The 26,534-nt window shown below is 60.5% G+C and carries 28 protein-coding genes and 1 tRNA gene; 15 read left to right on the forward strand and 14 right to left on the reverse strand.

Annotation, left to right across the window (positions count from 1 at the left end):
- Window positions 1-47: 47 nt before the first annotated feature.
- Both AB4Z25_RS28165 and AB4Z25_RS28170 read right to left on the reverse strand, forming a co-directional pair.
- On the reverse strand, window positions 48-1,970 hold the full coding sequence (locus tag AB4Z25_RS28165) for an autotransporter assembly complex protein TamA (RefSeq protein WP_442210357.1): 1,923 nt from the start codon (window positions 1,968-1,970) through the stop codon (window positions 48-50).
- A 170-nt stretch (window positions 1,971-2,140) separates the two neighbouring features.
- Complete coding sequence (locus AB4Z25_RS28170; RefSeq protein WP_112385738.1) at window positions 2,141-2,407, reverse strand: YMGG-like glycine zipper-containing protein; 267 nt, start codon at window positions 2,405-2,407, stop codon at window positions 2,141-2,143.
- Window positions 2,408-2,688: 281 nt separating this feature from the next.
- Between AB4Z25_RS28170 and AB4Z25_RS28175 the strand changes: the two genes are divergently transcribed.
- The 4 genes from AB4Z25_RS28175 (at window position 2,689) to hemA (ending at window position 7,815) form a co-directional block, all read left to right on the forward strand.
- Complete coding sequence (locus AB4Z25_RS28175; protein WP_112539064.1) at window positions 2,689-3,180, forward strand: (2Fe-2S)-binding protein; 492 nt, start codon at window positions 2,689-2,691, stop codon at window positions 3,178-3,180.
- An 82-nt stretch (window positions 3,181-3,262) separates the two neighbouring features.
- Entirely contained in the window at window positions 3,263-5,608 is a 2,346-nt protein-coding gene (locus AB4Z25_RS28180) for a xanthine dehydrogenase family protein molybdopterin-binding subunit (protein ID WP_112539063.1), read from the forward strand.
- Window positions 5,609-5,620: 12 nt separating this feature from the next.
- Window positions 5,621-6,418, forward strand: a complete 798-nt coding sequence (locus AB4Z25_RS28185; RefSeq protein WP_112539062.1) for an FAD binding domain-containing protein — start codon at window positions 5,621-5,623, stop codon at window positions 6,416-6,418.
- A gap of 182 nt (window positions 6,419-6,600) precedes the next feature.
- Window positions 6,601-7,815 (forward strand): 5-aminolevulinate synthase, encoded by a 1,215-nt coding sequence (hemA, locus tag AB4Z25_RS28190; RefSeq protein ID WP_112517719.1) that lies wholly within the window; start codon window positions 6,601-6,603, stop codon window positions 7,813-7,815.
- 32 nt (window positions 7,816-7,847) lie between these two features.
- On the opposite strand, the gene dxr is transcribed toward hemA, so the two are convergent.
- On the reverse strand, window positions 7,848-9,041 hold the full coding sequence (gene dxr / locus AB4Z25_RS28195) for a 1-deoxy-D-xylulose-5-phosphate reductoisomerase (RefSeq protein WP_112539061.1): 1,194 nt from the start codon (window positions 9,039-9,041) through the stop codon (window positions 7,848-7,850).
- 315 nt (window positions 9,042-9,356) lie between these two features.
- Here dxr and AB4Z25_RS28200 point away from each other — a divergent pair, with 315 nt between their 5' ends.
- The 3 genes from AB4Z25_RS28200 (at window position 9,357) to AB4Z25_RS28210 (ending at window position 11,232) form a co-directional block, all read left to right on the forward strand.
- Complete coding sequence (locus AB4Z25_RS28200) at window positions 9,357-10,004, forward strand: hypothetical protein (RefSeq protein WP_112539060.1); 648 nt, start codon at window positions 9,357-9,359, stop codon at window positions 10,002-10,004.
- 58 nt (window positions 10,005-10,062) lie between these two features.
- Entirely contained in the window at window positions 10,063-10,329 is a 267-nt protein-coding gene (locus AB4Z25_RS28205) for a BON domain-containing protein (RefSeq protein WP_112386161.1), read from the forward strand.
- A 105-nt stretch (window positions 10,330-10,434) separates the two neighbouring features.
- A complete protein-coding gene (locus tag AB4Z25_RS28210; RefSeq protein WP_112386160.1) occupies window positions 10,435-11,232 on the forward strand; it encodes a class I SAM-dependent methyltransferase in 798 nt (265 codons plus the stop codon).
- Here the strand turns inward: AB4Z25_RS28210 and AB4Z25_RS28215 are convergent, their stop codons facing one another.
- A complete protein-coding gene (locus AB4Z25_RS28215) occupies window positions 11,233-11,397 on the reverse strand; it encodes a hypothetical protein (protein ID WP_310296205.1) in 165 nt (54 codons plus the stop codon).
- Between the two features lie 117 nt (window positions 11,398-11,514).
- Window positions 11,515-11,736 carry a hypothetical protein gene (locus tag AB4Z25_RS28220; RefSeq protein WP_112386159.1) on the reverse strand — a complete coding sequence of 74 codons (222 nt, stop codon included), beginning with the start codon at window positions 11,734-11,736 and terminating at the stop codon, window positions 11,515-11,517.
- Window positions 11,737-12,089: 353 nt separating this feature from the next.
- On the opposite strand from AB4Z25_RS28220, the gene AB4Z25_RS28225 reads away from it, so the two are divergent.
- Window positions 12,090-12,605: a DUF992 domain-containing protein gene (locus tag AB4Z25_RS28225; RefSeq protein WP_112386170.1), complete on the forward strand. Its 516-nt coding sequence runs from the start codon at window positions 12,090-12,092 to the stop codon at window positions 12,603-12,605.
- Between the two features lie 58 nt (window positions 12,606-12,663).
- Here AB4Z25_RS28225 and AB4Z25_RS28230 read toward each other — a convergent pair whose 3' ends face one another.
- The 3 genes from AB4Z25_RS28230 to AB4Z25_RS28240 form a co-directional block, all read right to left on the reverse strand.
- Entirely contained in the window at window positions 12,664-13,257 is a 594-nt protein-coding gene (locus tag AB4Z25_RS28230) for a hypothetical protein (RefSeq protein ID WP_112539059.1), read from the reverse strand.
- Window positions 13,258-13,397: 140 nt separating this feature from the next.
- A tRNA-Arg gene (locus AB4Z25_RS28235) sits at window positions 13,398-13,474 on the reverse strand.
- Window positions 13,475-13,544: 70 nt separating this feature from the next.
- Window positions 13,545-14,708, reverse strand: coding sequence for a M20 aminoacylase family protein (locus AB4Z25_RS28240; protein ID WP_112539058.1), 1,164 nt, complete (start codon window positions 14,706-14,708; stop codon window positions 13,545-13,547).
- 150 nt (window positions 14,709-14,858) lie between these two features.
- Between AB4Z25_RS28240 and AB4Z25_RS28245 the strand changes: the two genes are divergently transcribed.
- Both AB4Z25_RS28245 and AB4Z25_RS28250 read left to right on the forward strand, forming a co-directional pair.
- Window positions 14,859-15,980 carry a D-alanyl-D-alanine carboxypeptidase family protein gene (locus AB4Z25_RS28245; RefSeq protein ID WP_112539057.1) on the forward strand — a complete coding sequence of 374 codons (1,122 nt, stop codon included), beginning with the start codon at window positions 14,859-14,861 and terminating at the stop codon, window positions 15,978-15,980.
- Window positions 15,981-15,992: 12 nt separating this feature from the next.
- Window positions 15,993-17,153, forward strand: a complete 1,161-nt coding sequence (locus tag AB4Z25_RS28250; protein WP_112539056.1) for a CobW family GTP-binding protein — start codon at window positions 15,993-15,995, stop codon at window positions 17,151-17,153.
- 3 nt (window positions 17,154-17,156) lie between these two features.
- Here the strand turns inward: AB4Z25_RS28250 and AB4Z25_RS28255 are convergent, their stop codons facing one another.
- From AB4Z25_RS28255 to AB4Z25_RS28275, 5 genes are all read right to left on the reverse strand, one after another.
- The gene (locus tag AB4Z25_RS28255) at window positions 17,157-17,390 is read right to left on the reverse strand and encodes a sulfurtransferase TusA family protein (protein WP_112386155.1); all 234 of its coding nucleotides are present in this window, start codon (window positions 17,388-17,390) and stop codon (window positions 17,157-17,159) included.
- Window positions 17,387-18,646, reverse strand: a complete 1,260-nt coding sequence (locus tag AB4Z25_RS28260) for a L,D-transpeptidase family protein (RefSeq protein WP_112539055.1) — start codon at window positions 18,644-18,646, stop codon at window positions 17,387-17,389. Before AB4Z25_RS28260 ends, AB4Z25_RS28255 begins: the two co-directional genes overlap by 4 nt.
- Window positions 18,647-18,846: 200 nt before the next feature.
- Window positions 18,847-19,800, reverse strand: coding sequence for an acetyl-CoA carboxylase carboxyltransferase subunit alpha (locus tag AB4Z25_RS28265; RefSeq protein WP_112539054.1), 954 nt, complete (start codon window positions 19,798-19,800; stop codon window positions 18,847-18,849).
- Between the two features lie 61 nt (window positions 19,801-19,861).
- Entirely contained in the window at window positions 19,862-20,815 is a 954-nt protein-coding gene (gene xerD / locus AB4Z25_RS28270) for a site-specific tyrosine recombinase XerD (protein ID WP_112539053.1), read from the reverse strand.
- Window positions 20,816-20,819: 4 nt separating this feature from the next.
- Window positions 20,820-20,996 carry a hypothetical protein gene (locus AB4Z25_RS28275; protein WP_310296189.1) on the reverse strand — a complete coding sequence of 59 codons (177 nt, stop codon included), beginning with the start codon at window positions 20,994-20,996 and terminating at the stop codon, window positions 20,820-20,822.
- Between the two features lie 148 nt (window positions 20,997-21,144).
- Between AB4Z25_RS28275 and AB4Z25_RS28280 the strand changes: the two genes are divergently transcribed.
- Genes AB4Z25_RS28280 through AB4Z25_RS28290 form a run of 3 tightly spaced genes read left to right on the forward strand, consistent with a single transcriptional unit; the run spans window position 21,145 to window position 24,172 of the window.
- Window positions 21,145-21,735 (forward strand): shikimate kinase, encoded by a 591-nt coding sequence (locus tag AB4Z25_RS28280; RefSeq protein ID WP_112386151.1) that lies wholly within the window; start codon window positions 21,145-21,147, stop codon window positions 21,733-21,735.
- Entirely contained in the window at window positions 21,732-22,865 is a 1,134-nt protein-coding gene (aroB, locus tag AB4Z25_RS28285) for a 3-dehydroquinate synthase (RefSeq protein WP_112539052.1), read from the forward strand. Before AB4Z25_RS28280 ends, aroB begins: the two co-directional genes overlap by 4 nt.
- Complete coding sequence (locus tag AB4Z25_RS28290; protein ID WP_112539051.1) at window positions 22,862-24,172, forward strand: HlyC/CorC family transporter; 1,311 nt, start codon at window positions 22,862-22,864, stop codon at window positions 24,170-24,172. Before aroB ends, AB4Z25_RS28290 begins: the two co-directional genes overlap by 4 nt.
- A 55-nt stretch (window positions 24,173-24,227) precedes the next feature.
- Here the strand turns inward: AB4Z25_RS28290 and AB4Z25_RS28295 are convergent, their stop codons facing one another.
- A complete protein-coding gene (locus AB4Z25_RS28295) occupies window positions 24,228-24,509 on the reverse strand; it encodes a BolA family protein (RefSeq protein ID WP_112386148.1) in 282 nt (93 codons plus the stop codon).
- A 107-nt stretch (window positions 24,510-24,616) separates the two neighbouring features.
- Here AB4Z25_RS28295 and AB4Z25_RS28300 point away from each other — a divergent pair, with 107 nt between their 5' ends.
- Window positions 24,617-25,231 carry a J domain-containing protein gene (locus AB4Z25_RS28300; protein ID WP_112386147.1) on the forward strand — a complete coding sequence of 205 codons (615 nt, stop codon included), beginning with the start codon at window positions 24,617-24,619 and terminating at the stop codon, window positions 25,229-25,231.
- A 304-nt stretch (window positions 25,232-25,535) separates the two neighbouring features.
- On the forward strand, window positions 25,536-26,528 hold the full coding sequence (gene cobS / locus AB4Z25_RS28305; protein WP_112517950.1) for a cobaltochelatase subunit CobS: 993 nt from the start codon (window positions 25,536-25,538) through the stop codon (window positions 26,526-26,528).
- The last annotated feature ends 6 nt before the right edge of the window (window positions 26,529-26,534 follow it).

Consider the following 26,534-nt stretch of genomic DNA (forward strand, 5'->3'; position numbering starts at 1 on the left):
CCGTTCGCATGGCGGTGCAACGGGTTCATCCGCTGCGTCTCCCGCCGTTAGAATGATTGGCCTATGCCGGCGTAGATTCCATAGGCCGTGCCATTTTCGTACTTGTTCAGCGGTACGGCAAAATCAAGCCGCAGCGGACCGAAAGGCGTGGCATAGCGAATACCGACGCCGGCGCCGGCGCGGAAATCGCCGAAATCGGGGAAGGTTTCTGCCGAGACCGTGCCGACGTCGATGAAGGGGACGATGCCGATCGTATCGGTGATCCTGACGCGTGCTTCCAGCGAGGCGGTTACATAGGACTTGCCGCCGGTCGCCTCGTTGTCGGCGTCGTAGGGCGAGATCTCCTGATAGCCGTAGCCGCGCACCGAGCCACCACCGCCGGCAAAGAAGCGGCGGGTGGCGGGAATGTCCTGCAGCTCGCCGCCGACCAGGAAACCCGCGGCCACCTTACCGGCGAACACTACATTGTCCTCCTGGCCGATCGCCTGATAGCCCGAGATCGAGCCCTCGAAGGAGGAGAAGATGGTGCCGTTGAAGGCTTCATAGCTCGGCGTTGCCGCGAGTGTCGCGCGGTAGCCTTCCGTCGGATTGAACTTGTTGTCGCGGGCGTCGCGCTCGTATGTCAGTGGCAGAGCGAAGGTCAGATACTCGTTGTTGCCGAAGGCGTCGTCGTCTTTTTCGTAGCTGATCTCGGCTGCGGCCGACACGGTGTCCTGATCGCTGAGTTCGTAGGAGTAACCGAGCGAGCCGGTGATCAGCGAGGCATTGTAGGCGTCTGGATTTTCCGTCTTGGCAAGGATTGATGCCTTGAGCGTTCCCGCCGGGAAGAAGGCGCCAGGCTTGGTGAAGGAAATGCCGGTCGAATAGTCGAGATTGCTGATGTCGTTCTCGCCGAGCCGGCCGACTGTTCCTTCGATACGTAGCGATTCCGCCTCACCGAAAAGATTGCGATGGCCCCAATAGCCTTGCAGGCCGAAGCCGTCGATCGTGGAGTAGTTGGCGCCGAAGCCGAAGTAGCGCTGCTTGCCTTCCGACACCTCGATGGTCATTGGTAGTGTACCATCCGCAGCAAGCTCATTGGCTTCGTGAATGGTGACGCTCGAGAAGACGCCGAGTGCACGCAGACGGTCTCCGGCCTTCTTCAAAGCCTCTGGCGAATAGGCTTCGCCGCGGTTGAGCCGCGAATAGCGCTGGATGAAATCGGGTTTGACGGTCTTTTCACCGGTGACGCCAACGGTACCGACAGGGGCAACGGGGCCGCCATCCGTGGTGATGACGATATCGACGGTGCTTGTGCGATGATCGGCAACGACCTCGCGCTTCGTCAGCTTGGCAAGCGGCCGTCCTTCGCTCTTCAACTGCTCGACGATCTTGTCGCCGGCCTTGATGATGACGAGGGAGCCCGCCTCTTCGCCGGGCGCCAGATCGTAGTCTGCGGGATTGCGCATCGCTGCATCGCCGCCGAACTGGACGTCGCGTACGTGGAACACCGGCCCCGGATCGACATTGACGTTGACGGTGACCGGCTTTGACCGGTCGAAAACAGGATTGGGCGGCAGGTTGTCGATGTTCTTGCCATCGACGGTGATGGTCACCACGCCGCCATATCGGGCCTTTTCATACAGGGTGGCGATCAGCCGTTCGCGGTCGTCACGCGCCTTGACGACCACGCCGAGATCGCCGGAGACGGGCTTGTCCTTGTCGCCGACCAGCCGCGAGCTGTTTTGCAGGGCCTCCGTGAGATCAGGATCGGCCGTGCCCGACGTCAGATCGACGTCGTAGCGCACCGGATCAGGAACCTGTTCCGCTTCGCTGTCGTCCTTGCCGAATATCGTTATGCCAAACAGCTTAAAGGCGTATGCCTCATCGACCAATGCAGGCGAAAACGCGGCCGTTGCCGCGATCACCATCATGGTGCCTGTCCGCCGATACGCGAAACCCGCTTTCGGTGTCGTCCCTCTGATCTGCATCCGCCGCTTTTAGTTACATGGAAAATGAAGCTTCGCGTTGCCCAGCCGCGGGCACCTTAGCGGCAAAAATGCGAAACGTGTACCAATTTAAGTTGTTGGCGGGCTAATTTAGTACAGAAAATGAAAAATCCCGGCGCTGGCCGGGATTTTTTAGTCGGTGAATTTAACGCTTAGTAGCCGCCGCGCGGGCAGTCGTCGATGTAGCGATTGCCGTTTCGATCACGATAATAGCACTGCCCGGGCTGCTCGGCGACACGGCCGATCAGTGCGCCGGCAACGCCGCCGATCGCTGCGCCAACTGCGGCACCGCGGACATTGCCTGTAGCAACACCACCGATCACAGCGCCGGAAGCGGCGCCGATGCCGGCACCTTGCTGTGTCGGCGTGCAACTCGCGATCGAGAGGCCGACGAGTACGAATGCGATAATCTTCTTCATTTCCATCTCCAAAAGGTTCGCTGCCCCCTGGCAGCAGCCGTCCCTCACGTGTTTTTGTTTTTGTCACGTAGGCTGCAAACTATGTCGTAAACAAAGCGTGTCCAGCAATCTCCACAAAGTTTGCGGTCACGCTTCGTTTCATAACGTTTCAGGAGAGCCCCGTTCTATCGGACTTCGGCAGTGAAGCAAAATTGATACAACTCCCTAAAGTAGCGGTTGATCCTAAAGGGAAAAGGTCAAATGATGCCGCTTGTGCCTGGAGGAGGCACGAGGAGGACATCATGGCGAAAGTCAAACTGACGGTGAATGGCCGCGCGGTGAGCGGCGACTGTGAAGAAAGAACGCTTCTCGTCCATTTCATTCGCGAAAAGCTGGGGCTGACAGGCACCCATGTCGGCTGCGATACGACCCAGTGCGGTGCCTGCGTCGTCCACATGGACGGCAAGTCGGTGAAGAGCTGCACGATCCTGGCCGTCCAGGCCTCCGGCTCTTCGGTGACGACCATCGAGGGGCTTGCCGCAAATGGCGAGCTGCATCCCGTTCAGGCGGCTTTCAAGGAACATCACGGCCTTCAATGCGGCTTCTGTACGCCCGGCATGGTGATGGCCTCGGTCGATATGATCAACCGCCACGGCGGCCATCTCGACGAGGAAACCGTCCGCCACGAGCTAGAAGGCAATATCTGTCGTTGCACCGGCTATCACAACATCGTCAAGGCCGTGCTTTCCGCCAATGCCGAAATGCATGGCGGCGCCAAGCAGGCTGCCGAATAGCATCCCCTGAATTCGTCTGGCAGCTGCCGAACACAATTCTCTTTGGCGGAATGCCAGGCCCGAAACCCCATTGGAGGACATCATGGGTGTTGAAGGAATTGGTGCACGCGTCGCACGCAAGGAAGACAAGCGGTTTCTGACAGGTAAGGGCCGCTACACGGACGACATGGTCGTTCCGGGCATGAAATATGGCTATTTCATCCGCAGCCCGCATGCTCATGCAAAAATCACCAATATCGACGTCTCGGCCGCGAAAGCGATGCCCGGCGTTATCGACGTGCTCGATGGTAAGCAGCTGCTTGCCGATGGCATCGGCAATCTGATCTGCGGCTGGATGATCCATTCGCGCGATGGTTCTCCGATGAAGATGGGTGCGTGGCGGCCGCTGGCGGTCGATACGGTCCGCTATGTCGGCGATGCCGTGGCGATCGTCGTTGCCGATTCGCTCGGCGAAGCGCGGGATGCGGCCGAGGCCGTCAGCATCGACTATGAGGAGCTTCCTGTCGTCACCGAAGCCGTCGAGGCCCTGAAGCCGGGCGCGCCGCAGATCCATCCTGAATCATCGGACAATCTGATCTTCGATTGGGTGATCGGCGATGAAGGCGCGACCGATCAGGCAATTGCGGCGGCAGCGCATGTCACCGAGATCGAACTGACCAACAACCGTCTGTCGCCCAATCCGATGGAGCCGCGGGCGGCGCTCGGGATCTATGATTCCGCCGAAGATCACTACACCTGCTACACGACAAGCCAGAACCCGCATGTTGCGCGGCTTGTCATGAGCGCCTTTTACAACGTGGCGCCGGAGAACAAGCTCAGGGTCATCGCGCCCGATGTCGGCGGTGGTTTCGGATCGAAAATCTATATCTATCCGGAAGAGATCGTCTGTCTCTGGGCCTCGAAGAAAACCGGCGTTCCGGTGAAGTGGAACTCGGACCGCACTGAGGCCTTCCTGACCGACGCTCATGGCCGCGACCACGTGTCCAAGGTGAAGATGGCCTTCGACAAGGATCATCGCATCATCGGGCTCAAGGTCGATACGATCGCCAATCTCGGCGCGTATATGTCGCTCTTCTCTTCGGCGGTGCCGACCTATCTCTATGCGACGCTGCTGTCAGGGCAGTATGCGATCCCCGCGATCCACGCCAATGTCCGCACCGTCTACACTAATACGGCGCCCGTCGATGCCTATCGCGGGGCCGGGCGGCCGGAGGCGACCTATCTGCTGGAACGGACGATGGAGACCGCAGCGCGCGAGCTCGGCATTTCTCCGGCCGAGCTCCGGCGGAAGAATTTCATCCGCTCCTTCCCGCATCAGACGCCTGTGATCATGATGTATGATGCGGGCGACTACGATGCCTCCCTCGACGCGGCGATGCAGGCTGCCGACTGGAATGGCTTCGAAGCCCGTCGTGCGGAGGCCGCGAACCGCGGCATGAAGCGCGGGATCGGTATGAGTTGCTATATCGAAGCCTGCGGGATTGCGCCGTCTCAGGCGGTCGGCTCTCTCGGCGCCGGTGTCGGGCTGTGGGAATCGGCGGAAGTGCGCGTCAACGCCGTCGGTACGATCGAGGTGCTGACCGGCTCGCACAGCCATGGCCAGGGACATGAGACGACCTTTGCTCAGCTGGTGGCCGATCGTCTCGGTGTTCCGATCGACAGCGTTTCCATCGTCCATGGTGATACCGACAAGGTGCAGATGGGCATGGGCACCTACGGCTCGCGCTCCGGTGCCGTCGGCATGTCGGCTGTCGTCAAGGCGCTCGACAAGGTCGAGGCCAAGGCGAAGAAGATCGCCGCGCATCTGATGGAGGCTGACGAGAGCGACATCGTCATCGAAAACGGCGAGCTGAAGGTGGCCGGTACCGACAAGGTGCTGCCATGGTTCCAGGTGGCACTCGCTTCCTACACCGCCCACAATCTGCCGGCAGGTATGGAGCCGGGGCTGAAGGAAACGGCCTTCTACGATCCGTCGAACTTCACCTTCCCGGCCGGCTGCTACATCTGCGAAGTCGAGGTCGATCCGGAAACGGGTCATACCAAGATTATCCAGTTCGTCGCTGCCGATGACTTCGGCAATATCATCAACCCGATGATCGTTGAGGGACAGGTGCATGGCGGCATCGCGCAGGGCATCGGCCAGGCGCTGCTCGAAGGTGTGCACTATGACGAGAACGGGCAGCTGCTGACGGCGAGCTACATGGACTATGCCATGCCGCGCGCCGATGACCTGCCGTCCTTCAAGCTGTCACATCAGAACACGCCATGCCCCAGCAATCCCCTGGGCATCAAGGGCTGCGGCGAGGCGGGGGCGATCGGGTCTCCACCGGCGCTGATGAATGCGATCACCGATGCCATCGGCAATAACATGCTGACCATGCCTGCCACGCCACAGAAGGTGTGGATGGCGGCACGTGCGACCAATTGAGGAGGAACGGCCATGTACGAGTTGAACTATCACCGCGCCTCTTCGGTCGACGAGGCGGTCAAGTTGATCGCGGGCAAGCCGGAGGGCAAGTTCGTTTCCGGCGGCATGACGCTGATTGCGACGATGAAGCAGCAGCTCGCCGCGCCGAGCGACCTTGTCGATCTCCGGCATATCGATTCGATGAAGGGTATCAAGGTCGATGGCCGCAAAGTCACCATCGGCGGCGCGACGACGCATGCGGAAGTCGCCTCGTCCGCGGCGATTCGCAGCGTGCTTCCGGCCTTTTGCGAACTGGCGGGGCTGATCGGCGATCCGCATGTCCGGCATATGGGGACGATCGGCGGCTCGATCGCCAACAACGACCCGGCTGCCGACTATCCGGCGGCAATGCTGGCGCTCAACGCGACGATCGTGACAAGCAAGCGCCAGTTGCCAGCGGATCAGTTCTTTACCGGGCTGTTCGAGACGGCGCTTGAGGATGGCGAGATCGTCACCGGTGTCAGCTTCGACGCGCCCGAGAAAGCCGGCTATGCCAAGTTCCGCAATCCGGCTTCGCGCTATGCGATCACCAGCGTCCTGGTAACCAGGTCAGGCGGCACTGTGCGGGTGGGCGTTGCCGGTGCCGGGGCCAATGGTGCGTTCCGTCACAGCGGCCTCGAAGCTGCGCTCTCGGCCAACTGGTCGCCCGATGTCGCGATGGGGGTTCAGGTCGATGCCAGCGGCCTGCTTTCCGATCTGCATGCCAGCGCCGAATATCGCGCCAATTTGATAAAAGTCATGACGAAGCGAGCCGTTACCGCTGTAGGTTAGTCGCAACGAGCGGTATTCCGGATATGTCAACCCAGCCGCTTTATCGGCTGGGTTGAAGCTTTTTCGTCTGGAATGATTCAAAAATATGCGCCTTTTGCCGCAGTTGATGGTAAAGGAGGCGCCATGGGTTGACGCGCGGCGGTGTGCTTAGCAAAACGGTCGCGTGATACTGGAGCATATGCATGGATTTCGAAGCGTTTTTCAAAAGCGAGCTTGATGGTCTTCATTCTGAAGGCCGCTATCGCGTTTTTGCCGACCTTGAGCGCCACAGCGGACAGTTTCCGCGTGCGACGCGCCACACGGCCGACGGCCCGAAAGACGTAACGGTCTGGTGCTCCAACGACTATCTCGGCATGGGCCAGAATCCCAAGGTGATCGAGGCGATGAAAGCCGCCATCGACCACTGTGGCGCGGGTGCGGGAGGCACCCGGAATATCTCTGGCACTAACCACCACCACGTTCTGCTCGAGCGCGAACTTGCCGATCTGCATGGCAAGGAATCGGCGCTGACCTTCACGTCGGGCTATGTCTCGAACTGGGCGGCCCTTGGCACGCTCGGCGGCAAGATCCCCGGCATGATCATTTTCTCCGATGCGCTGAATCACGCCTCGATGATCGAAGGCATTCGCTACGCCAAGTGCGAGAAGGTGATCTGGAAGCACAACGATATCCATGACCTCGAAGCCAAGCTGGCGGCCGCCGATCCAAAGGCGCCGAAGCTGATCGCTTTCGAAAGCGTCTATTCGATGGATGGCGACATCGCTCCGATCAAGGAAATCTGCGACCTCGCCGACAAGTACGGCGCCATGACCTATCTGGACGAAGTCCATGCCGTCGGCATGTACGGCCCGCGCGGCGGCGGCATTGCCGAGCGCGAAGGCCTGATGGACCGGATCACCGTGATCGAGGGTACGCTTGCCAAGGCCTTCGGCGTCATGGGCGGCTATATTGCGGCCTCGACGGCGCTTTGCGACTTCATCCGCTCCTTCGCCTCGGGCTTTATCTTCACGACCTCGCTGCCGCCGGCGCTCGCTGCCGGTGCGGTCGCGTCGATCCAGCATTTGAAGGCCAGCCCCTTCGAGCGGGCCCGCCATCAGGACCGGGTGCGCAAGCTGCGCCAGCTGCTCGACCAACAGGGCATTCCGCATATGCCAAATCCGAGCCATATCGTGCCGGTCATGGTCGGGGATGCCGCGAAGTGCAAGTGGATCTCGGATCTACTGCTCGACAATTTCGGCGTCTATGTTCAGCCGATCAACTATCCGACGGTGCCGAAGAAGACCGAGCGCCTGCGCATCACGCCGACGCCGCAGCATTCCGATGCCGATATCGAGCATCTGGTCGGCGCGCTGCATTCGCTCTGGTCGCGCTGTGCGCTTGCAAGGCACGTCGCCTAAGAAAAAAGAAATAACGTAATAAAAATGGCCGCTTAAGCGGCCATTTCCTTTTGAGCGATGATTTCGCCGGCGCGGTGCCGTGCCTCGTCATCGACGGCGAAGACGTCTTCCATCGTCGTGGCGGCCTCGTGGCCGGTCATCATATCCATCACGCGCTCGGCAATATCGGCCATCTCAAGGAAGCCGATCCGGCCGTCGCAGAAGGCATGGAAGGCAATTTCTTCCGCAGCATTCATGACGGCGCCCTGCAGGCCGCCGCGTTCCAGCGCTGTGCGGGCCAGCCGCAGTGCCGGGAAGCGCACTTCATCCGGCGCCTCGAAATCCAGACGCGCGAGCTTGGCGAAGTCCAGCCGCTCGACATCGAGCTTCGAGCGGTTCGGATAGGTCAGCGCATAGCCGATCGCGGTGCGCATATCCGGGCAGCCGAGCTGCGCCAGCACCGATCCATCGACATAACCGACCATCGAATGGATAACCGACTGCGGGTGGACGATGACCTCGACCTGATCAGGACGAACGTCGAAGAGGTGCTTAGCCTCGATCATCTCCAGCGCCTTGTTGAACATCGAAGCGCTGCCGATTGAAATCTTCAGACCCATCGACCAGTTCGGATGGGCGCGGGCGATATCGGCGGTAACGCCTGCCATCTGCTCGCGCGTCCAGGTGCGGAACGGACCGCCCGAAGCGGTCAGAACGATGCGTTCGACGGCATGATGCTGGTCATCTTCCAGCGACTGGAAGATTGCGCTGTGTTCGCTATCGACGGGGATCAGCCGTCCGCCGCCTTCGGAAACGGCCTTGACGAAAAGCTCGCCTGCTGAGACCAGGCATTCCTTGTTGGCAAGGGCGATGTCCGCGCCGCGCTTGGCGGCCTCCAGCGTCGGCGCCAATCCCGCGGTGCCGACGATTGCCGCCATCACCAGGCCGGCATTGCGTGTGCCCGCTTCGATCAGGGCATCGCGGCCTGCGGCGACCTCGATACCACTGCCTGCAAGCGCGTCCTTGAGGGCGTCGTAGCTTGTTTCGTCGGCAGTGACGGCGAGTTCGGCGCCGCAGGCAATCGCCTGCTCGGCGAGCAGCGCTACATTGGCATTGCCGGTGATTGCGACCACCTCGAACGCATCGCGGCCACCAAGCTGCTTGACTACATCGAGCGTGTTGACGCCGATCGAGCCTGTCGAACCAAAGATGCTGAGGCGCCGCGGCGCGGTGAGGCCGGTCTTCATGCGCGTGTCTTATCCAGAGCCGTCATTTGCCTTCGGCTCTACAGGGCTTTGGGTGGTGCGGCAAGTGTGCAACGCAGCAGTTTTCTCTCGCAAAGGGGTTTACAGAGCGGCGTTCGGATGTGACTCTTGTAACATCCATGGAGGATGACGGGATGCGTGGCCTGGACGGCCAGAGCCGCATTCCAGCGCTTGGGCGCACCCGGCAAACGGCACTGCGGTGCCCTGCCACTTCAAAAATTGGGAGGAATGAACGGACGCGTTTCGCGATGCTTCCGCATGGTTCCTGCGTCTCGGCGCTCCAAAAGGCAGACTTTGATGACGTTGCTGAAGCTGACAATTCTATGCGCCGCCTGGCTTGCCCAAACGTTGCCGGCGCGGGCCGACAATCTGTTGATCTGGAACCCGGTGCAGGTATCCGATCAGGCCTACAAGGCAACGATGGGGTTTCGTCTGCCGTTCGAGTGGGAAACCAGCGCCGGTGCCGATTTCGGGTTATCGGCAACCGATGGCCATGCGATCCTCAAGGGATCGGGGCAGGCGACACTCTGGGGCAAGATCAGCAAGGTGAGGGCGACCCCGGCCGGACCGGCGCAGCAATCTGCCGGTATTCGCGTCGATACGCTGCGCGGCAGCGGCGCGCTGATGCTCAGCCGCTCGAAAAGCTTCATTCTCTCCGACTCGCTTGATCTCCAGACCAGCCGCTTCGTCAATATCGGCTTCGATCCGGTGGCCGCGCGCCAGACTTCGGTCACCGCCAGCCAGGCGATGAAGCTGATTTATCCCTGGACGGGAACAGCGCTGACCGCCAATGGCAGCGTTACCGGCCTCGGTCAGGATTTTTCGAGCTCAGTCGGCGTCAGCCAGAATATCCTGCCGAATCTCAATCTGAACGCTGCCGTCAATGATCCATTGTCCTCAAGCCGCTCGGCAAATGTGAACATCAACTACCGGGTCACTTGGTAGGATCTGAACCAACCGCTGCCTCCGGCGTTTCTCTGCCATTGCAAAAGGAGGAAGGGTCATGGTTTTCAAGGAAGCCACTTTTCACGGCAAGCAGCCGGAGATCGAAGCCGAGTTTGTCAATCACGCGACGCTGGAGATTGCGGCAGCCGAGGCGTTGGCCGTGGCCGGGAGCATCGATGCGTCCGATGTTCAGGTAACGGCCGAGAATGAAGAGATCGTATTGACGGGCACTGTCGGCACAGTCGAAGAGATCGAGCGGGCGACTGCGGTGGTCAGCTCGGTCAAAGGTGTCCACGGTGTCCGCAACCAGATTCTGCTCGGTTGACGCCCTGCGTTAACCATTAACAAAAGATTAACGTTCTGTAATTGGACGCTCCACGGGCAGCGGCATAGGTTAAAGCCAAATTTCCTGGTTTTACCGGAGGTGCCTATGCATCGCATGGAAGAGATCAACCGCAGAACATGGAGCAACCCCCTCGCCCGGCGTGATTACCGGTCGAGCACGGGCTTCATCAATGAGGGTGAACGTGTGGTTTTCGAGATCGCCCGCAATCGCGGCGCGGGCGCGCGCATCCTCGACATCGGTATAGGCGGCGGCCGCACCACTGGATTGTTTCAGCCGGTGGCCGCTGATTATGTCGGTATCGACTATACGCCCGAGATGGTGGCGCTAGCGCAGCGCAACTACCCTTCAGCCCAGCTGGAGCATATGGACGCGCGCGATCTCTCACGCTTTGCGAAGAGCAGCTTCGACATCGTGGTATTCAGCTATAACGGCATCGATTCCGTGGATGCGGATGGGCGCAAGGCAATTCTTGGCGAAGTGTCCCGAGTGCTTAAGGCTGGCGGCACCTTCGTGTTCTCGACCTTCAACCGCAATTGGCATGGGTTCGGGGAAAAGCGGGCGCGCTCGTCGATCGTCTGGTCGAACGATCCGCTGAAGCTCGGCTTTCGCCTTGTGAAGCATGCCGTCGGGCTGGTGCGCGAGCGTCGGTTTGCGCCGCTGGAACAGCGCGATGGCGAACATGCTATTCTGCTGCACCGCGCCCACGATTTCGGTATCATGGTCTATGCAACGACGCCGGAGCAGCTTCGGTCGCAACTCGGCGAGAGCGGCTTTGACAGCGATCCCATGCTGTTTTCAGTCGATGGGCAGTTATTGCGCGGCGAGACGTTGCCGGACGAGGAATATTTCCACGTCGTTGCCTACAAGCCGGCGCTCAGCTGATCAGCCGGCGAAGCGCTCCGCCAGGAAATGCGAACTGCTGGTCGCTCCGGCCAGGCGGTCGGTCTTCTGGGTGGTCGTCGTGCCGTGCGGCTGGTAGGCCAAGGCAACGATGACGGCGCTGATGGCGATATAGCCGATCGCAAGTAGCGTGAGTTTTTGACGCATGACGGGAACTCCTGTTCTGCCAGCTTAACGCCGCCCCAGCGGCAAAGTTCCAGCCCGGCAGAGCGCAAAGAAAAACCGGCCTCTGACGGCCGGTTCTCCAGTCTTGAAAAATAAGTCTTAGCGGCAGACGCGGGTCTTCTTGACGACCCAGTGGCCGTGTTCGTGGAAGCGGGCCGTCTTCACGTAGCAATGCGTCGCCACGTGGTGCATCGGCTTGTGCCAGCGGTGTGCCGGCGCGCGCTCGGTGGTGGTAACGGTTACGTTTGCCGCCTGTGACGGTGCGGTGGTCGAAACAATGGCGGCTGCTGCAAGCATGGATGCAAGAATAAGAGATTTCATGGTTTTGGCCTTTCGATTAACCGGACGATCAACTCGCCAATCGCACGCCTGGTTCCAACCTTACGAAATATTTAGGTTTTTCGCCCTGGAGCGGCTATGATCCTGCGTCACTCAATTTCTGCGTGGGGTGTGCGGAAAAGCAATTCCGGCATCGAGTGCGGCCAATAAGCAACGGTCCTGCCTTCGAATTGTCCCCTTTGCGATCAGAACGTTAAGAACGTTCTTCATTGCGCATGGAAACAATGAAGGCCGCTTGGATCGTTCTGCGATCCCATACGTTATTTGTGGCTGGGTTTGCTTGCCGGTGCGGTTTCGATCAGAAGCTGCCGGTGCCATTTGAGAAGGAGACCATGATGAAAAAGACCATTGCGATGGTAATTGCAGCAGCTTCGCTTACGCAGGCTTGCGTCACGGCGGCGAGCGCTGCCGATATGGTCCGGACCTACGAGGAACCGGATACGCGCGGCGGCGTCAAGATCGGCATGCTGACCTGCGATATCGGCGGCGGCCTCGGCTATGTTCTCGGCTCCGCGAAGGAAGCCGATTGCGTGTTCAGCTCGACGATCGGCAATGAAGTGACCGATCACTATACCGGCGATATCCGCAAGCTCGGCATCGACCTCGGCTTCACTACCCGCAGCCGCCTCGTCTGGGCCGTCTTCGCCCCGACCGCCGGCTATCACCGCGGCTCGCTCGGCGGCCTCTATGTCGGCGCATCTGCCGAAGCCACCGTCGGTGCCGGTGTCGGCGCCAACGTGCTGATTGGCGGCACGTCGGGATCGATTCACCTGCAGGCGCTCAGCGTGACGGGCCAGCTCGGCCTGAATGTTGCGGCCGGTAGCGCGTCGATGACGCTGACCCCGGGTTGATCAAGGTCTCGACACCCCTTCCGCGTCAGTGGGAGGGGTGTGCCTTCATGAGTGTAAGCTATTTCGCTGAGTGGCCCGTTGTGCCCGGAAAATTCCATCCCATGTAGGTCACGCTGCTAACTACAGCAGCTGCAAGCTTTGCAACGTGACTCTGAAGCTGCTTGAGATAATCGATGTCGATGGGGGTTTCGAAAATGGCTAGCCCGTTCTTGGCAACGTACAGTGGGACAGAGGCTCCGGCCGAGTTAGGCGGCTGCCATGAGCCGTGGCAGATAACATTTCTTAACTTCGCGGCCTCACGCAGATGGCTTACCAATTCATCAAAGTCGGGAATAGTCGCTTTGGGGTTTTCCTTCACGGCGCTGGCGTAGATGCCGATTAGCGGATTGAGGGTTTCAGATACCGCACGTTCAAGCAAAGTTTGCCAAGCCTTCATCGCTTGTGGGAGCTCTGCTTCAGGATAAGTACGTGCTCCGCTAAAGGCGAAGATAGCTTTGCCAAGGACTTCCTCAAGAAATCCATACGTTGCAACGGCTCGCCCGAGCCACTCCCAGAACTCGGTTTCGTGCATGTGCGTTGGGAATGACGTGGGGAGCGCCGAGGTATCGACTAAAGTGTGTTTGACGTCACCCGAAACCGGTATCTCTGACATGCCGCTTTCCTTTCCACTAACTCCGACGTTTTACCGTTATAGGAGGCTATCTTGAAATCGCCTCACACACGCGCGGCTTCGGCTGATGCCGTTTAGTGTTCTTGGGATAGATACTTGCAGCTTGACGTCAGTCGTCGAAGTGGTGATTCCGACGCGATTCGAACGCGTGACCCTCAGATTAGGAATCTGATGCTCTATCCTGCTGAGCTACGGAACCACTTGGGGCTCATGCATACAAAAGGCTTGGCGCGAAGCCAAGCCTTTTTCAGTCCGGTTTTCAGTATAGATCAGGCGCCGAGGCGCTGTTCGGCGAGGCGCACCCAGTAGGAGATGCCGTGGGTGATGACTTCGTCGTTGAAATCGTAGGCCGGGTTGTGGAGGCCTGCGGTGTCGCCGTTGCCGATGAAGATGAAGGCGCCCGGGCGGGCGTTCAGCATGTAGGAGAAATCCTCGCCTCCCATCATCGGGTCGATTTCCGGGTTGACGTTGGCCGCACCGGCGATGTCGGTTGCCGTTGCGATCGCGTGGCCGGTCTCGGCCGCATGGTTGACAGTCACCGGATAGTTGCGATGGAAGGCGATGTCGGCTTCGGCGCCGTGCGCTGCGGCAAGGCCGTTGATGACCTGCTTGAAGCGGCTTTCGGCGATGTCGCGCACTTCAGGGTCGAGCGTGCGGATCGTGCCGGCGATCTGGGCGTCGTTGGGAATGACGTTATGGGCGAAGCCGGCGTTGAATTTGGTGACGGAGACGACGACCGAGCGCAGCGGATCGACGGTGCGCGCGGCGATCATCTGCAGGTTGGCAACGATCTGGGCGCCGATGGCGATCGGGTCGATCGTGCGGTTCGGCTGGGCCGCATGGCCGCCGCGGCCCTTGATGGTGACGGTGAACTCGTCGGTGGCTGCCATGATCGGCCCCTTGCGGATGGCGAACTGGCCGACGGGCAAGCCCGGCAGGTTGTGCATACCATAGACTTCCTCGATGGAGAACCGCTCCATCATGCCGTCCTTTACCATCAGGTTGCCGCCGCCGCCGCCTTCTTCGGCGGGCTGGAAGATGACGGCGACGTTGCCGTTGAAATTGCGCGTCTCGGCCAGATATTTTGCGGCGCCGAGCAGCATGGCGGTGTGGCCGTCATGACCGCAGGCATGCATCTTGCCCGGCGTGGTCGAGGCCCAGGGCTTGCCCGAGATTTCGGTCAGCGGCAGGGCGTCCATGTCGGCGCGCAGGCCGATGGTGCGGCTGCCTCCGCCATTTCCCTTAATCAGGCCGACAACGCCGGTGCGGCCGATGCCGGTGACGATTTCGTCAACGCCGAATTCTTTCAGCTTTTCGGCGACAAAGGCTGCCGTGTTCTCCACCGCGAAAAGAAGCTCCGGACGGGCGTGGATGTGACGGCGCCATTCGGTCACTTCGTCCTGCAATTCAGCGGCTCTGTTCAAAATCGGCATGCTCAAATTCCTGTACCGGTAACGGGCTATTCCGCGGCAGAGATAGCGGCTGCCGCGAAAAGAACTTATTCAATGGCCTTTGCCATGTCATGGCCATATACGTTAAATAGTGAAGGTTTCGAGATTTTCCGGACATCTTAAGGACTAGACGTGTCGACGCGCCAGAATCGTTTGTTTGCCGCCCTGCGGCCGGTCTCTTTCGCCGTCAGTGCCACCGCCGCACTGCTTTCTTCGGTTCCGCTGGCGCAAGCCAATCCGCATATTCTCGTCGATGTCCAGACCGGCCGCGTGCTGGAGCACGAAGAAGCCTTCCGCAAATGGTATCCGGCCTCGCTGACCAAGCTGATGACCGTCTATACAACCTTCGATGCCATCCGCTCCGGCCAGATCAGCCTCGATACGCCGATCGTGATGAGCAAGCAGGCCGCAGCGCAGCCTGCCGCCAAGATGTATTACAAGCCAGGCCAGAAGCTGACGCTCGACAGCGCGCTGAAGATCCTGATGGTCAAGTCGGCCAATGATATCGCCGTTGCCGTCGCCGAAGCGGTGGCCGGAACGCAGGATGCCTTCGTGCTGCGCATGAATGCGGAAGCCCTGAAGCTCGGCATGACGGATTCGCATTTCGTCAATCCGAACGGACTTCCGGGCAAGGGCCAGTACACGACGGCGCGCGATCTTGCGGTCCTGACCGTCGCGCTGCGCCGCGATTTCCCGCAATATTCGGGCTATTTCGCGCTTGAAGGCTTTACCAACGGCAAGACCAATACGCCGAGCATCAATCTGCTGATCGGCCGTTTTGCCGGTGCCGACGGCATGAAGACCGGGTTCATCTGTGCTTCGGGCTTCAACCAGATCGGCTCTGCCACCCGGAACGGACGTACCGTGGTTTCGGTCGTGCTCGGTACCGACAGCCTCGCGGCGCGCGCCGATGCGACGGCCAATCTGCTGGAGAAGGGCTTTGCAACGCCCGCCGGATCAAGCGCAACGCTTGCCTCGCTGAAGCCCTACGGGCCGGGGCAGGATGCCGTCAGCGATATCAGCGCCGAAATCTGCAGCGCCAAGGGCGCCAAGGTGCGTAGCGAAACGCGCGACGAAGTGGGCCGCATGAAGGTGCAGTCGCCTTACATTCACGAGATGGACCACGAGCCGAATTTCGTCTTCGCCGGGCTAATCCCCGGGCAGGATACCCAGCCTGACAAGGGTGCCAAGGCAGATGCGATGGGCGATGCTGCCAATATCCCCGTGCCGCTGCCGCGTCCTACGTCGTTCTAAAGGCAAGATCCCATGAGCCTGCATGCAGACCGGATCCCGGTCACCATCCTGACCGGTTTTCTCGGTGCGGGAAAATCGACGCTCCTGAACCGGATCCTCAAGGATCCGGCGATGAAGGATGCGGCCGTCATCATCAATGAATTCGGCGATGTCGGCATCGACCACCTGCTGGTCGAGAGCTCTGGCGATGCGATCATCGAGCTTTCGGACGGCTGCCTGTGCTGCACGGTGCGCGGCGAGCTGGTCGATACGCTCGCCAATCTGATGGATGCGATCCAGACCGGCAAGGTGAAGGCAGTGAAGCGCATCGTGATCGAGACGACAGGGCTCGCCGATCCGGCGCCGGTCATGCAGGCGATCATGGGCAACCCAGTCATTGCCACGAATTTCCAGCTCGATGGCGTCGTGACCGTCGTCGATGCTGTCAACGGATTGCAGACGCTCGACAATCACGAGGAAGCCCGCAAGCAGGTGGCTGTTGCCGACCGGCTGATCGTCTCGAAGCGGCCGATGGTCGATGACGCAGGTCTTGGCGCGCTTAAAGCGCGGCTGCGCGATCTCAATCCGAGGGCGGCTCTGATGGATGCCGATGACGAAGAGACCGGCACTGCCGGCGTGCTCGTCAATGGCCTCTACGATCCGGAGACGAAGATTGCCGATGTCGGCCGGTGGCTGCGCGATGAAAACGCGCATGATCACCACCACCACGATCATCATCACCATCATGGTCACGGCCATCACCACCATCATGACCATCACCACGATGGCCAGGATCCGCATGATGTGAACCGTCACGACGCCTCGATCCGGTCTTTCTCGATCATCGAAGACAAGCCAATCGATCCGATGGCGCTCGAAATGTTCATCGATCTGCTGCGCTCGGCGCATGGCGAGAAGCTGCTCAGGATGAAGGCGATCGTTGCGGTGTCGGACCGGCCGGATAAGCCGCTGGTACTGCATGGCGTCCAGAATATCTTCCATCCGCCGGTGCGCCTGCCTGCCTGGCCCGATGAAAACGACCGGCGCACGCGCATGGTGCTGATCACCAAGGATCTGCCCGAGGACTTCGTCAAGACGCTGTTCGATGCCTTCCTCGGCAAGCCGCGCATCGACACGCCTGACCGTGCGGCGCTGGAATCCAATCCGCTTGCCATTCCCGGCATGAAGATCTGAGATTTATTTCCGGCGGATCAGGAAGCGGTGGCCGCTCTCGGTCTTCACCGTTTCCAGCAGCTCATGGCCGTCTTCATTGCAGAAATGCGGGATATCGATGCCGGCCAGCGGATCCGTCGTTTCGACGCGGATGAGCGCGCCGCTGGCCATCGAGGACATCTTGCGGCGCGTTTTCAGCACGGGCAGGGGACACTTCAGACCGCGAAGGTCATAGGCAACGGCGTCGGAACCGCTCAATTCTTGGACCAGAATTTCCAGAACGGCTTCTTCGAAGCGTCGGCTGTTTCCTGCGGCGGTTCCGGCGCGAAGGCGAGCGGGTTCTGCTGCGGAACCGGAACGTTTGCAGGCGAAGCCTCGGCAACAGCCGTGGCTGCGGGCTGAGCGGGCGCCGCAGTCGCCGGTGCGGCTACAGCAGCAGGCGCCGGGGTGGCCGCGGCAATCGCCGTTGCCGGAACCGTGGCGGGCACTGCTGGCTTCGACATCATGCCTTCGAGCTCGGCAACCTTGACCATGCGGCCGGCTTCCAGCGAGGTTCCGGTGGGCGCGTAGGCGAGATCGCGGCCCTTGCGGGTCTTGGCGACGACGGCCTTGCGTTCGGCTTCGGTCGGGTCATACCAGGCGAGGCCGTCGAACTTCTTCTCGGCCTTGGCATAATCCATGGCATAGGTCTTGTCGTAGGACGCCAGAGCCGATGCGAGCGCCGGGGGCGTCGACATGGCCGGGCACTTGCCTGCCGGATTGAAGCCGCCGCCGTCAGCCGTCTGCTGGTTGAAGAAGTATTTCTTCTCGCAGACATTGACCTCCGGCGGGCGCTTGGTGACTTCGAAATTGTCGTAGCCGACCTTCAGCATCTTCCAGAAGTCGTAGCTCGGGTCGAGCCGGTGCTTGTACATGTTTTCCGCGCTCATGCGGAACGGGAAGGCCTGCAGCTGAACCGAGGTCTGGCCGCCCTTGAAGGCGTCGCGTGCGAAGGCGTAAATCTCGAGAACCTGTTCGTCGGTCATCGAGTAGCAGCCCGAGGACGAGCAGGCGCCATGGATCATCAAGTCCGAACCGCTGCGGCCATTGACGGCGTCATACTTGTTCGGGAAGCCGGTGTTGATGGCGAGATAATATTTCGAATTCGGGTTCAGATTGGCTCGGGTCAGGTTGTAGAAACCTTCCGGAGCCTGCCGGTCACCGGTCTTCACCTTCGGGCCGAGACGGCCGGACCAAGCGCAGATCTTGTAGTCGGCGATCTTGTCGAAACGGTTGTCGGTCTTCGCCTTCCAGATCTCGAGCGCGCCTTCTTCCTTGAAGATGCGGATCAGGATCGGCGAATTGCGATCCATGCTCTTGGCGCTCATCTGCGCCAGGATGCGCGGCGGCAGTGGCTGCTCCACCTTGTTCTTGACGGTGGAGAGGTCGATCTTGCTTGCCGATTCCAGTGTGTCGTTGCAGCCCGCCAAGGCGAGTGCCATCAAGGAAACGTAGGCGAAATGACGAATGCGCATTCAGTTAGCCCAACTACCAGATTCAACCCGCTCCACACCGTAGAATCCGGGCAATACCGAGAATCATAGGCGGCTTATACTTTACAAATCCTTACGAGGATATGACCGGCCCGCGGCGCCCCCGCAAGCGCGAAAACTGGTAGATAACATTATTGTGGCCAAGATTTGGCCCTAATCGGGCCAATTTTTCTGTGGCTGCCTTAGAGGTTACGGCCCATCGACAGGAACTTCTGACGCCGGTCGTTGCGCAGCTGCTCGCCGGAACGCGGCGAAAGCTCGGCAAGCGAATTGGCAATCACGTCGCCTGCGGCGGCAATGACATGGTCCGGATCGCGATGGGCGCCGCCCAGCGGTTCCGGGATGATGCCGTCGATGATGCCAAGCGACTTCAGGTCTTCGGCGGTGATCTTCATGTTGGTCGCCGCTTCCTTGGCGCGGGTGGAATCGCGCCAGAGGATCGAGGCCGCACCTTCCGGCGAGATCACGCTGTAGATCGAATGCTCGAGCATGAAGACCTTATTGCCGGTGGCAATGGCGATCGCGCCACCCGAACCGCCTTCGCCGATAACGACGGAAACGATCGGAACCTTGACGCCAAGGCACATTTCCGTCGAACGGGCGATGGCTTCCGCCTGGCCGCGTTCTTCGGCGCCGACGCCCGGATAGGCACCTGCCGTATCGACCAGCGTGATGACAGGCAGGCCGAAACGGTCGGCCATTTCAAGCACACGGATCGCCTTGCGGTAACCTTCAGGGCGGGCACTGCCGAAATTGTGCTTCAGGCGGCTCTTGGTGTCGTTGCCCTTTTCCTGGCCGATGACGGCGACGGGCTGGCCGCGGAAGCGGGCGAGGCCCGCCTGGATGGCGGCGTCCTCGGAAAACTTGCGGTCGCCGGCGAGCGGCGTGAATTCCTGGAACAAGACCTTGGCGTAATCGACGAAATGCGGACGCTGCGGATGGCGCGCGACCTGCGTCTTCTGCCAGGCGTTGAGCTTGGAATAGATATCGACCATCGCTTCGCGAACGCGAACTTCGAGCCTGCCGACTTCATCCGACGTGTCGATGCTCTCGTCCTCGGACGCGAGCTTCTTCAGTTCGATGATCTTAGCTTCGAGGTCGGAGATCGGCTTTTCGAAGTCGAGATAATTGTGCATGAGGTGCGTTTCCGTTCCTTGTGCCCGGGGCAATTGCTGGCGTTGCCCCTTGTCGCCGGTCCTATTCGTGCTTTTTCGCCTGTTTTGCAAGAGGGTGATGCGTTTGCACCAGTTGTTGCAGGCGTTCTTCCAGGACGTGGGCGTAGATCTGCGTCGTCGAAATGTCCGAATGTCCGAGAAGTTCCTGGACAACACGCAGGTCCGCGCCGTTGGCCAGCAGGTGGCTGGCGAAGGCGTGGCGCATGACATGCGGCGAGATCATAGATGGGGTCAGCCCGGCGCGGATCGCAAGGTTCTTCAGGTCGCGGGCGAAGACCTGTCGTGGCAGATGGCCCTCTTTCGACGCTGCCGGGAATAGCCAGGGGCTCTCGGTGGGCTCCTTGGCGCTGGCGTTTTCCACAGCCATCGCGCTGCCGTAAGCCTTCAGCGCAGCGATCGCCGATTGCGAAAGCGGGACGAGACGTTCCTTGTTTCCCTTGCCGCGGATGATAAGGAAGCGTCCCTCCTGATCCAGGACCCGGGCCGGCAGCGATACAAGCTCGCTGACGCGCATGCCGGTGGCATATAACAATTCGAGAAGCGCCAGCATGCGACGGCGGTTCAGTTGCCCGGCGGCAGGATCGCCGGCCTCGTGCTCGGCCTGCGTCAGCAGCCGGGTCACTTCTTCGACGCCCATGGTTTTCGGCAGCGGCCGGCCCTTCTTCGGGGAGTCGAGCACACCCGTCGGGTCGTCCGTTCGCAGACCTTCGGCATAGAGAAACTTGTAGAATTGCCGCATCGAGGCCAGCCTTCGGGCCTGCGAAGAGGGCTTGAAGCCCTGGCCCGCAAGCGAGGCAAGGTAGGCGGTCAGGTCGGCGGAGGCCGCTTCCGTCAGGCGGACGCTGCGTCCGTTCAGAAAGGAGTGGAGATCGTCGAGATCGCGCTCATAAGATTGCAGCGTGTTCTCGGCCGCACCGCGTTCGGCGCTCATCATTTCCAGGAAGGATTCCACGTGAACGCGGCCGAGATCCCGCATCGGCCTACTTCTTCGCCGGGGCGATGGTGCCGGTTGCCGGCGGATTGATGCGCTCCGACGGAATGCGGATCGTCACGTCGCGCGGCTGAGGCTCGACGAAGGTCACCAGGGCCACCATGCCTCCGTAGATCGCCCCGGCGATAACCGCCAAGACAGCGAGGAAACGGAAGAGGGTCGGCATTTCTTGAACTCCATGAGCTTGGCCTCTTTTTAGGAAGAAGCGCGATTGCGTGCAAGAAGCCGCATTTGGAACATGTTTCCCTTGCCCGCGACTTGACGCTACACCTTCATTTGTCGATACCGTTTGCAAACAAAGTGTGAATGGACCGATGAGTGACCCAGTTCTGACAGTTGCAGACAGTCTGAAAGACAGAGCTCGCGCCGCGCTCGGGTCCCGTAATCTTATCCTCGTCGGCCTCATGGGTGCAGGAAAATCCTCTGTCGGGCGCCTTGTCGCCCAGCAGCTCGGAATTCCGTTCATTGATAGCGACGTCGAGATCGAGCGCGTTTCGCGCATGACGATCACCGAACTCTTCGCATCATACGGCGAAGAAGAATTCAGGGCGCTCGAAACGCGGGTGATGAAGCGGCTCTTGAAGAACGGGCCACGCGTGGTCTCGACCGGCGGCGGCGCCTTCATCAACGACCGCACCCGCAAGCATATCAAGAAGGGCGGCCTGTCGCTGTGGCTGAAGGCCGATCTGGATGTGCTCTGGGAGCGCGTCAACAAGCGCGATACGCGGCCGCTTCTGAAGACCGAAAACCCGATGCAGACGCTCGAAAACCTGATGAACGCGCGATACCCGATCTATGCGCAGGCCGACGTGACCGTTCTTTCGCGCGATGTGCGCAAGGAACTGATGGCCGACGAAGTGCTGAAGGCCGTGGTCGAACACCAAAGTGAAAGTGCAGTGCCATGAATGCGATCGCTTCCGTTGCCGCCGAAAAGAAGGTGCATGTGCCGCTTGGTGACCGCGCCTACGATATCCTGATTGGGCCGGGGCTGATTGCGCGCGCCGGTGCCGAAATCACCGCCCGCCTCAAGGGCCGCAAGGCGGCAATTGTCACCGACGCGAATGTGGCGCCCATCTATCTCGATGCACTGGTCGCGAGCCTGGAAGCATCCGGCATTGCGTGTTCGACGCTGGTGTTGCCGGCCGGCGAGAAGACCAAGAGCTTCGAACATCTGATAACCGTCTGCGACAAGGTGCTGGAAGCGCGGGTCGAGCGGAACGATTATGTCGTGGCGCTCGGCGGTGGCGTGATCGGTGACCTCGCAGGCTTTGCCGCCGGCATCGTGCGCCGCGGCGTGCGCTTCGTGCAGGTGCCGACCTCTCTGCTGTCGCAGGTCGATTCATCCGTCGGCGGCAAAACCGGCATCAACAGCCGCCATGGCAAGAACCTTATCGGCGTCTTCCATCAGCCAGATCTGGTGCTTGCCGATACCCATGCGCTGAACACGCTGACGGAGCGCGAATTCCGGGCGGGCTATGCCGAGGTGGCCAAATACGGCCTGATCGACAAGCCTGACTTCTTTGGTTGGCTGGAGACGAATTGGCAGGCCGTGTTTGCCGGCGGCGATGCCCGCATCCAGGCGATCGCCACCAGCTGTCAGGCGAAATCCGATGTGGTGGTGGCCGACGAGCGGGAAAATGGCCCGCGTGCCTTGCTCAACCTCGGCCACACTTTCGGTCACGCGCTGGAAGCGGCCACGGCCTACGACAGCGCCCGGCTGGTGCATGGTGAAGGCGTTTCGATCGGCATGGTGCTGGCGCATGAGTTTTCGGCGCGCATGAATCTTGCGAGCCCCGATGACGCCAAGCGCGTCGAGACGCATCTGAAGGCGGTTGGCCTGCCGACGCGCATGTCGGATATCCCGGGCGAGCTGCCGCCGGCCGAAAGGCTGATGGAAGCGATGGCGCAGGACAAGAAGGTCAAGAACGGCCAGTTCACCTTCATCCTGACGCGCGGGATCGGGCAATCCTTCATCGCCGATGACGTGCCGCAATCCGAAGTTTTGAGCTTCCTCAAGGAAAAGCGCCCGCAATGAGCATCGAAGGCACGCTGGCATTTCTTTCCGTCTACTGGCCAGAAATTGTCTCCATCGTGGCCCTCGTTCTCATGTCCGCTTTCTTCTCCGGATCGGAAACGGCGCTGACCGCCGTCTCGCGCAGCCGCATTCATACGCTCGAGGCCAATGGCGACGAGCGCGCCGGCGTGGTGCGGGAGCTGATCGAGCGGCGCGACCGGCTGATCGGTGCGCTGCTGATCGGCAACAATCTCGCCAACATCCTGTCGTCGGCGCTGGCGACGAGCCTGTTTCTCGGATTGTTCGGCAATTCCGGTGTGGCGCTCGCAACGCTGGCGATGACCGTCATCCTGGTCATCTTTGCAGAAGTTCTGCCGAAGAGCTGGGCGATCTCAACGCCTGACCGTTTCGCCTTGACGGTTGCCTTTGCCGTCAAGCTTTTCGTCGCCATCGTCGGCCCGGTCTCGTCCTTCATCAATGCGATCGTGCGCAAGATCCTCGGCGTCTTCGGCATAACGCTGTCGCGGGAAACATCGATGCTGACGGCGCATGAAGAGCTGCGCGGTGCGGTCGATCTGCTTCACCGGGAAGGCTCGGTCGTCAAGGCAGATCGCGACCGTCTCGGCGGCGTTCTCGATCTCAGCCAGCTCGAATTGTCTGACATCATGGTGCATCGCATGGCGATGCGGGCCATCAATGCCGACGACGCGCCGGAAGCGATCGTCCGCACCATCCTCGAAAGTCCCTATACGCGCATGCCGCTGTGGCGCGGCACGACCGACAACATCATCGGCGTCGTGCATGCGAAGGACCTGCTGCGGGCGCTGGCCGAGCCGAATGTCGAGCCTGAGAATCTTGATGTCGTCAGGATCGCGCAGAAGCCGTGGTTCGTGCCTGACAGCACCAATCTCGAAGATCAGCTGAACGCTTTCCTGCGCCGCAAGCAGCATTTCGCCGTCGTCGTCGATGAGTATGGCGAGGTGCAGGGCATCGTCACTCTCGAGGATATTCTGGAAGAGATCGTCGGCGATATTTCCGACGAACACGATATCGAGATGCAGGGTGTCCGTCAGGAGGCCGACGGTTCGGTTGTCGTCGATGGCGGCGTTCCGATCCGTGACCTGAACCGGGCGCTTGACTGGCAGCTTCCCGACGAGGAGGCGACGACGATTGCCGGCCTCGTTATTCACGAGTCGATGACAATCCCGGAAGAGCGCCAGGCCTTCACTTTCTACGGCAAGCGCTTCATCGTCATGAAGCGGGAAAAGAACCGCATCACCAAGCTGCGCATTCGCCCCGCCGAAGAAGACGCGCCCAAGGCCGTCTAAGCGGCTTTTGCTGTTGGATTGCGCGCCGCGAAGACTTATATGGGGCCGGTATCCACTACCAGCGGGTCGCTTCTCCTGGTGCCGAGGGTTCGACGGCGAGGGCATGAAGCCCGGCATCGAGCTCCGGTTTCAAGAGCTCGGTAATGGCCCGGTGGCGGGCGAGCCTCGTCATCCCTGAAAATTTTTCAGAGACGATGCGAACACGCATATGTGTTTCGCCTGTCCCTGTTATGTCAGGCTGGTGGCCAGCGTGGAGGTGGCTTTCGTTGATGACGCTCAAACGTTCGGGCACGAAAGCCTCGGTTAGTTTTTCTTCAATGCGGGCCTGAAGGGTCACGTTTTCGTCCAGTTGCTGGTGAAAAAAGGGGTTCCCACCAAGCCAGCAACATTCCCATTTGTCAATTCTTGTTGTCGCGCCGCGGCAGCTTCATAATTAGCGCCGTCATGAGACTTGATTCCAAATATTTCGATCGCATCCGCACCCGCCGCAAACGCGAGCAGGAACCCGAACAGGCTCCCCCGACCTGTCAGTGGGACGGCTGCGACAAGAAAGGTGCGCATCGCGCGCCCGTCGGACGCAATGCCGAGGGGCAGTTCTTCTTGTTCTGCTTCGAGCACGTCAAGGAATACAACAAGGGCTATAACTATTTCTCCGGCCTGTCTGATGGCGAGATCGCCCGTTACCAGAAGGAAGCGATCACCGGTCATCGCCCCACCTGGACGGTCGGCGTCAACAAGGCCGCCAAGAACAGCCCGCTGCAATCGGACGTCCGCTCAGGCTCCTATAACCGGGTGCGCGATCCGTTCGGCTTCGTCAGCGGCAGCAAGGGCAGCGGCCCGCGCTTTCCCGAGCAGCGCAAGCTGAAAAGCCTCGAAGCCAAGGCATTCGATACGATGGGCCTCGCCGCGGATGCGACGTCGGCCGAGATCAAGACGCGCTACAAGGAACTGGTGAAAAAGCACCACCCCGACGCCAATGGCGGCGACCGCGGATCCGAAGAGCGGTTCCGTGCCGTGATCCAGGCCTATCAATTGTTGAAGCAGAACGGTTTTTGTTAATTCCCGTCCTTGCTCTCCGTCTTCAATCGGGTATGGTCCAAATCGGCTAGGGCCGCAGGCAATCGCGGCATGCATTATTGCGTTTTGCTTCTGGCGCCTTTGCCTTCCTTCCGGACGCGGCGTTTCTTGTCCGGGACTTTGTTCTAGAATGCTCGGGGTCATCATCCCGCCGAGGTTTCATTTCAGTCCCGGAGAAGCATCGCCGACGTTCTCACCCTGGACGGCGTGGTAGAAAACTGCGGCGTCGCGGTTGCGAAATGGCCTGAGAGATATGGCCGGGCGCTATGCCCGCCTTGGAGACGTGATGAGCAAGATTGAGTTAGATATTCCCGCTCTGCCGGACACGACCGTTTCGGTCAGAGACGTTTTCGGCATCGATTCCGATATTCGCGTTCCCGCCTACAGCAAGGGCGACGCCTATGTTCCGGATCTCGATCCAGACTATCTTTTCGACCGCGAGACGACGCTCGCCATTCTTGCAGGCTTTGCGCATAACCGCCGCGTGATGATCTCCGGTTACCACGGTACCGGCAAGTCCTCGCATATCGAGCAGGTCGCCGCGCGTCTCAACTGGCCGTGCGTGCGTATCAACCTCGACAGCCATGTCAGCCGTATCGATCTGATCGGCAAGGACGCGATCGTCGTCAAGGATGGGCTGCAGGTCACCGAATTCAAGGACGGCATCCTGCCCTGGGCTTACCAGCATAACGTCGCGCTCGTCTTCGACGAATACGATGCCGGCCGCCCGGACGTGATGTTCGTCATCCAGCGCGTGCTGGAATCCGCCGGCCGCCTGACGCTGCTCGATCAAAGCCGCGTCATCCGTCCGCACCCGGCTTTCCGCCTGTTTGCGACCGCCAACACGGTCGGTCTCGGCGATACGACCGGCCTCTATCACGGCACGCAGCAGATCAACCAGGCGCAGATGGACCGTTGGTCGATCGTCACGACGCTGAACTATCTGCCGCATGAGCATGAAGTGAACATCATCGCCGCCAAGGTGAAGAGCTTCGGCAAGGACAAGGACGGCCGCGACACCGTTTCGAAGATGGTCCGCGTTGCCGATCTGACGCGCGCATCCTTCATGAACGGCGACCTGTCGACCGTCATGAGCCCGCGTACGGTCATCACCTGGGCCGAAAATGCCGAGATCTTCGGTGATCTCGCCTTCGCCTTCCGCGTCACCTTCCTCAACAAGTGCGACGAGCTTGAACGTGCGCTGGTTGCCGAACATTACCAGCGTGCCTTTGGCGTCGAGCTGAAGGAAAGCGCCGCCAACATCGTTCTGGAGGCCTAAGGCCGG

The organism is Rhizobium sp. RAF36, assembly GCF_052114105.1.
GTDB lineage: Bacteria > Pseudomonadota > Alphaproteobacteria > Rhizobiales > Rhizobiaceae > Rhizobium.

Excerpts from the sequence above, each read along its gene's own strand:
- AB4Z25_RS28165 (WP_442210357.1), bottom strand. The coding sequence starts at position 1,970 with ATGCAGATCAGAGGGACGACACCGAAAGCGGGTTTCGCGTATCGGCGG.
- AB4Z25_RS28170 (WP_112385738.1), bottom strand. The coding sequence starts at position 2,407 with ATGAAGAAGATTATCGCATTCGTACTCGTCGGCCTCTCGATCGCGAGT.
- AB4Z25_RS28175 (WP_112539064.1), top strand. The coding sequence starts at position 2,689 with ATGGCGAAAGTCAAACTGACGGTGAATGGCCGCGCGGTGAGCGGCGAC.
- AB4Z25_RS28180 (WP_112539063.1), top strand. The coding sequence starts at position 3,263 with ATGGGTGTTGAAGGAATTGGTGCACGCGTCGCACGCAAGGAAGACAAG.
- AB4Z25_RS28185 (WP_112539062.1), top strand. The coding sequence starts at position 5,621 with ATGTACGAGTTGAACTATCACCGCGCCTCTTCGGTCGACGAGGCGGTC.
- hemA (WP_112517719.1), top strand. The coding sequence starts at position 6,601 with ATGGATTTCGAAGCGTTTTTCAAAAGCGAGCTTGATGGTCTTCATTCT.
- dxr (WP_112539061.1), bottom strand. The coding sequence starts at position 9,041 with ATGAAGACCGGCCTCACCGCGCCGCGGCGCCTCAGCATCTTTGGTTCG.
- AB4Z25_RS28200 (WP_112539060.1), top strand. The coding sequence starts at position 9,357 with ATGACGTTGCTGAAGCTGACAATTCTATGCGCCGCCTGGCTTGCCCAA.
- AB4Z25_RS28205 (WP_112386161.1), top strand. The coding sequence starts at position 10,063 with ATGGTTTTCAAGGAAGCCACTTTTCACGGCAAGCAGCCGGAGATCGAA.
- AB4Z25_RS28210 (WP_112386160.1), top strand. The coding sequence starts at position 10,435 with ATGCATCGCATGGAAGAGATCAACCGCAGAACATGGAGCAACCCCCTC.
- AB4Z25_RS28215 (WP_310296205.1), bottom strand. The coding sequence starts at position 11,397 with ATGCGTCAAAAACTCACGCTACTTGCGATCGGCTATATCGCCATCAGC.
- AB4Z25_RS28220 (WP_112386159.1), bottom strand. The coding sequence starts at position 11,736 with ATGAAATCTCTTATTCTTGCATCCATGCTTGCAGCAGCCGCCATTGTT.
- AB4Z25_RS28225 (WP_112386170.1), top strand. The coding sequence starts at position 12,090 with ATGAAAAAGACCATTGCGATGGTAATTGCAGCAGCTTCGCTTACGCAG.
- AB4Z25_RS28230 (WP_112539059.1), bottom strand. The coding sequence starts at position 13,257 with ATGTCAGAGATACCGGTTTCGGGTGACGTCAAACACACTTTAGTCGAT.
- AB4Z25_RS28240 (WP_112539058.1), bottom strand. The coding sequence starts at position 14,708 with ATGCCGATTTTGAACAGAGCCGCTGAATTGCAGGACGAAGTGACCGAA.
- AB4Z25_RS28250 (WP_112539056.1), top strand. The coding sequence starts at position 15,993 with ATGAGCCTGCATGCAGACCGGATCCCGGTCACCATCCTGACCGGTTTT.
- AB4Z25_RS28260 (WP_112539055.1), bottom strand. The coding sequence starts at position 18,646 with ATGCGCATTCGTCATTTCGCCTACGTTTCCTTGATGGCACTCGCCTTG.
- AB4Z25_RS28265 (WP_112539054.1), bottom strand. The coding sequence starts at position 19,800 with ATGCACAATTATCTCGACTTCGAAAAGCCGATCTCCGACCTCGAAGCT.
- xerD (WP_112539053.1), bottom strand. The coding sequence starts at position 20,815 with ATGCGGGATCTCGGCCGCGTTCACGTGGAATCCTTCCTGGAAATGATG.
- AB4Z25_RS28275 (WP_310296189.1), bottom strand. The coding sequence starts at position 20,996 with ATGCCGACCCTCTTCCGTTTCCTCGCTGTCTTGGCGGTTATCGCCGGG.
- AB4Z25_RS28280 (WP_112386151.1), top strand. The coding sequence starts at position 21,145 with ATGAGTGACCCAGTTCTGACAGTTGCAGACAGTCTGAAAGACAGAGCT.
- aroB (WP_112539052.1), top strand. The coding sequence starts at position 21,732 with ATGAATGCGATCGCTTCCGTTGCCGCCGAAAAGAAGGTGCATGTGCCG.
- AB4Z25_RS28290 (WP_112539051.1), top strand. The coding sequence starts at position 22,862 with ATGAGCATCGAAGGCACGCTGGCATTTCTTTCCGTCTACTGGCCAGAA.
- AB4Z25_RS28300 (WP_112386147.1), top strand. The coding sequence starts at position 24,617 with ATGAGACTTGATTCCAAATATTTCGATCGCATCCGCACCCGCCGCAAA.
- cobS (WP_112517950.1), top strand. The coding sequence starts at position 25,536 with ATGAGCAAGATTGAGTTAGATATTCCCGCTCTGCCGGACACGACCGTT.